This window comes from Clostridium sp. 19966, from assembly GCF_032335695.1.
Taxonomy (GTDB): Bacteria; Bacillota; Clostridia; order Clostridiales; family Clostridiaceae; genus JACTOJ01.
In genome coordinates this window covers 1-4,254 of sequence record NZ_JACTOJ010000066.1, presented here as the reverse complement: position 1 = coordinate 4,254, position 4,254 = coordinate 1, and the positions used below count along the sequence as shown (strand labels likewise).

Sequence of the window (4,254 nt, the reverse complement as noted above, 5' to 3'; positions counted from 1 at the left end):
AGGATACATAGTAGTATTGGATATTTAACTCCACAAAAATGCGAAGATTTAGCTAGAAAAATTGTATAAAAAGTTCAACTTTTTGTGTCTAAGATATTGACATAGATCCAATGCAAGCTTGATTCAAAAACAGGAACAAAAAATTAAAGACATGCTCACATTTTTGGGTTATGCAGACGTTGAGCAGGTTACTTCTATACCTGAAACAGTGCAAACGGTCATTTCTCAGTTGGCACAAAAAGCTCCTAAGCCATTTGTGTTTACTGAAACAGACTTAAGAGAAAAAATTGTCTCCCTGAGATTACGAAAAGGAAATCATCATTTGGAGGAGATCACAAAGCAACTTGGCGATAAACGAAAGCAAAATAGTGTTTTTGATAAACAGATTCAAGAAAAGACTACTCTGCAAAACCTTGTAAAAGAGAGAGCAGGTGCACTTCGGCAGAAATTGAATCAATTGAAAGTTGACGAGGTAAAAAGTGTAGCTCCTTATTTGTTTTACGTTTTTAGTAAATTGGTTAAGCATACCACCCTTGATGGATTTCAATTGGAAGGTAACAACGCTAGAGAGACAGAAGCAAAGCTGACTTTTACAGATCAAAATAAGAACCCAATTTTGAATATTATTAGCGACGGACAGTTGGGAGCGTTTATGTTATCATATTTATTGGGTAATGCATTTCTAAGAAAAGACATAGGTGGTTTCCATTGTTACTTTGTAGATGATATTACAAACAGTATGGATGATATTAATCTGGTTTCATTTATTGATCTTATCAAGTACCAATTAACCGAGAAAAAAGAAAATACAGCGATTCAACAGTTTTTCTTTTCCACTTGCGATGGAAATCTGAAGAGGTTGTTCCAGTATAAAATGGCAGGCTTTGAGATTCCAGTTACACTAGTTGATTTGGATGAATCATAACACATAAGCTACTCTATAATTATCCCGTTCTGATATAGCATGCTGTGCAATTACTAATATCTTTTTCTATGCTTGAACCCTTTAGCTTTAGGCAGCAACAGATTTTATCTGTGACCATGTAAAACAACCTGCGTGTATTATGCCAATCTATGAGACAATATTGTCTGTTGTATTTTTTGTTAAAAAGTATAATATGTAGATATAAGGTCATTGTCCAAATCAAATCTAGAGGGAGAAACACTATGGTGAGAACGATTGGAGAGAGGATACGTCAATTACGCCTTGCAAAAAAGATGACACAAGCCGAATTGGCTCAAGTTCTTCAAATAAGCTTAAAATCTATACAGCGGTTTGAACGCAACTTATATACACCGGATGTACACAATCTAATCCTTATATCAACTTTTTTTGATGTCTCTGTTGACTATTTATTAGGACTCTACGATGCTAGAAAGTCAGCTTTACCAATAGAAGAAAATGCACTTCCAAATACTATGTATAAAGCCATGTATGAGCGATATATATTATGCAGACAGCAGTCTCCAATTGATGGAAATACCTACTATTGGATTTCCTCTTTTACAAATAATAACGGTAAAGAAATGCTTGGCGGGCAAACACAATGGGCAGGATGGGCTGACGATAAAAGGAAAAAGGAACTCAGGAAACTACGTGAAGTCAACCCAGATATGGCAATCAAATCATGTACCAGAGTATATGGTGCTCCATTAATTTTGCATACTTTACAAGATGTTGAAGTCTTTTTGTTATATGGTGGGCAAGCTATTGTTGAAAAGCATTGTTGCGAGAAATATCTACCTAATTTCTTAAAACCTTTTTTAGTAGATAAAAAAGAGGTTAAGTGGGCTATTTAGTTATGATAAAGCATGATTACACCCACGTATATATTATTGCATTTGTACCTATGTTTCTTCTAGAAGATAATTAAGTTTCAGGAGATGAATCCATCATGAAATGGCCGGATGAAAAAATACAATGTAAACGGCAATATTTCTTGCAGCAGAGAAAAGAACCGACAGGCAAGTTTACAGAATTTGTAGTAAGAGTATATTATAGCATTTACAAGAAATGTTCCGAGAATGAAAATGGTATATGTAGAAGTAGCGATGTTAGCAGCTATAAAATTAAACATGTAGTTTACGAGGGATTTTATGACAGTCAGCCTGATCACGAGAACAAGAGTGTTATTGATGATTGTATGAAGCACTTGAAAGAAATGCATTACATTGGATTTAAGAAAGAAAATGATGTTTGGTATATATATATATCAAAAGGCAATTGGACTTCCTTTTAGAGGGCGAGCATGAATTTTACAAACATAAATTTGAGATTCGACGGGGATTGCCTTGTGCGACCTAAAACATAATTATGCAGCGGTATATTTTACATCAGATCTTTTATGACCAGACTGAGTCTGGACGCAATCCGCGTTCAGACTCTTTTTCTTTATATGACTTATCACTCGCGTTTAAACCTTACATCTAAATTGAGCAAATGACACAGTAAAAGCCTGTAAACTCAATGGTTTACAGGCTTGAATTATTTTTTAAAAATTGCATAATATGAAATTTTGCTACTATTTTGTTAGTGTGTTTTATGTATTAGGAAGAAAGTTATTTTTTATCAATATTTTTTTAAACTTATGATTGAGATAATCACCACTGAGTGGTGAACCATCATCAGTGCAGCATACATAGCCATCTTCTTTATGAGCTAATCCTAGTAATTGTTTTTTTCTTCTTGCCTTTTCTTTGAATTTAGTAAATAATTTTTTACATTTTTAGTTAAGGGTAGCACTCTATAGCTATTTTCACTTTTGGGATTTTTTGTAACGACCTCAATACCAAATTTAACTCTGGTTTCATTTATTTCAATTGTATTTTCTTTAAAATCAATTGCATTATACTTAAGGCAGAACTTCGCCTCTTACTAATCCGTAATTTGCAGCTAAGAATACTGCTGATTCAATAGGGGTTCCGTCACATGCTTCAAATAATTGTTAAAGTTGCTCAACAGTATAAAAATTATTTAGAATGAAAAAACCAAAGAACATGCCATACATGACCCAGAATGGAGAAGATAGAGAAAATAATCCCAATCAGTATATTTGTTCTATGAAAAATGATTGTACTGCAGGATATAAGTATTTTAAATTCAATAAGGTAAGCAGTATTTCAGTAAAAGTTCTTGGAGTTGCAGATGGTGAGCTTAGAGTTCAATTAAGTGAAAAAGGAAAAGCAATTTCAATAATCAAGCTTACTTCTTGTGGAGAAGGATCGAGAAAATTTACATCTGAGTTTAATGTAACACAAAGTACTCATTCATTGTATTTTGTTTACAATGGGAACCAAAGACTTGAATAGAACCAAATTATTTTACTTATTGGTACATTCTTGATAATTCTAATAATAATCAGATCTTTTTGGATACCAATCTATATAATCCAGTCCTTAGTAGGAGCCTATTATATAGGAATTACTGAAACCAACTTTGTTGTGTTTGATGTATTAAAGTTTGAATCAATGTCTTCATTTGTTCCAGTCTTTGCCTTTCTAATAATTGTTTCACTTGGAGTTGACTATAGTATCTTTTTAGTTATGAGATATAAAGAAGGAGATACCTTAATCCTAAAGAATCTATTACTATTGCATCAAGGCAAGTAGGTGGGGTTATCATATCTGCAGGAATCATACTTGGCGGTACTTTCACAACTTTAATACCTTCAGGTTTAGCTTATTTTATCGAATTAGCCGTGGCGGTGGTAACTGCGCTTAAGTATTATGTTTAATTTTTCTAACAATATTCCTTCCAGCGTTGATAGTATTGGCTGACGTTATAGCTAAGCATTTCAAACGTGAAGAAAAATTTGAAACTGCTGAAAGAAAATCAGCTTAGGATATATACAACAAATGAAGATAGAGGTTATATAAGTATAAAAACTGAAATTACTAAATAGAAGAATAATATAAAAACGAGGTAATGTATTAAGAATTTTTACATTACCTAATTTTTTTAAGAGACTAATGGTGTATCTATTTCGATAAAATCGGTAGATAGTATTATAGTAAAATTACGAAATATATACAATTGTGAACTATTGTTAAGTTTATAGAAATCGCTATAGCCATTAAATATAATTAAATAAAAGCACAACAATAACAGCATAAAATTAGTAATCGATGCCTGAATGGATGGAGTGTAAATGGTAAACTAAAAGGGTGAGATTTCGGCAAACAAAAAGGGAGAAGATTTTCCAGTATAGTACAATAAAAAGTCACCTTTTGGTAGAATAAAATAGTTATTTTACT

Annotated in this window: 5 protein-coding genes; all 5 read left to right on the top strand. The window is 32.5% G+C overall.

Going from position 1 to position 4,254, the window contains the following annotated elements:
* The first annotated feature begins 118 nt into the window (after positions 1–118).
* The 5 genes from IAI10_RS24385 (at position 119) to IAI10_RS24755 (ending at position 3,609) form a co-directional block, all read left to right on the top strand.
* Positions 119–925, top strand: a complete 807-nt coding sequence (locus IAI10_RS24385; RefSeq protein ID WP_315675913.1) for a hypothetical protein — start codon at positions 119–121, stop codon at positions 923–925.
* Positions 926–1,167: 242 nt separating this feature from the next.
* Entirely contained in the window at positions 1,168–1,800 is a 633-nt protein-coding gene (locus IAI10_RS24380) for a helix-turn-helix transcriptional regulator (RefSeq protein ID WP_315675912.1), read from the top strand.
* 95 nt (positions 1,801–1,895) lie between these two features.
* Positions 1,896–2,240, top strand: a complete 345-nt coding sequence (locus tag IAI10_RS24375; RefSeq protein ID WP_315675911.1) for a hypothetical protein — start codon at positions 1,896–1,898, stop codon at positions 2,238–2,240.
* A gap of 739 nt (positions 2,241–2,979) precedes the next feature.
* Positions 2,980–3,309 (top strand): hypothetical protein, encoded by a 330-nt coding sequence (locus tag IAI10_RS24370; RefSeq protein WP_315675910.1) that lies wholly within the window; start codon positions 2,980–2,982, stop codon positions 3,307–3,309.
* Positions 3,310–3,339: 30 nt separating this feature from the next.
* Positions 3,340–3,609 carry an MMPL family transporter gene (locus IAI10_RS24755; RefSeq protein WP_396334426.1) on the top strand — a complete coding sequence of 90 codons (270 nt, stop codon included), beginning with the start codon at positions 3,340–3,342 and terminating at the stop codon, positions 3,607–3,609.
* Positions 3,610–4,254 lie beyond the last annotated feature (645 nt).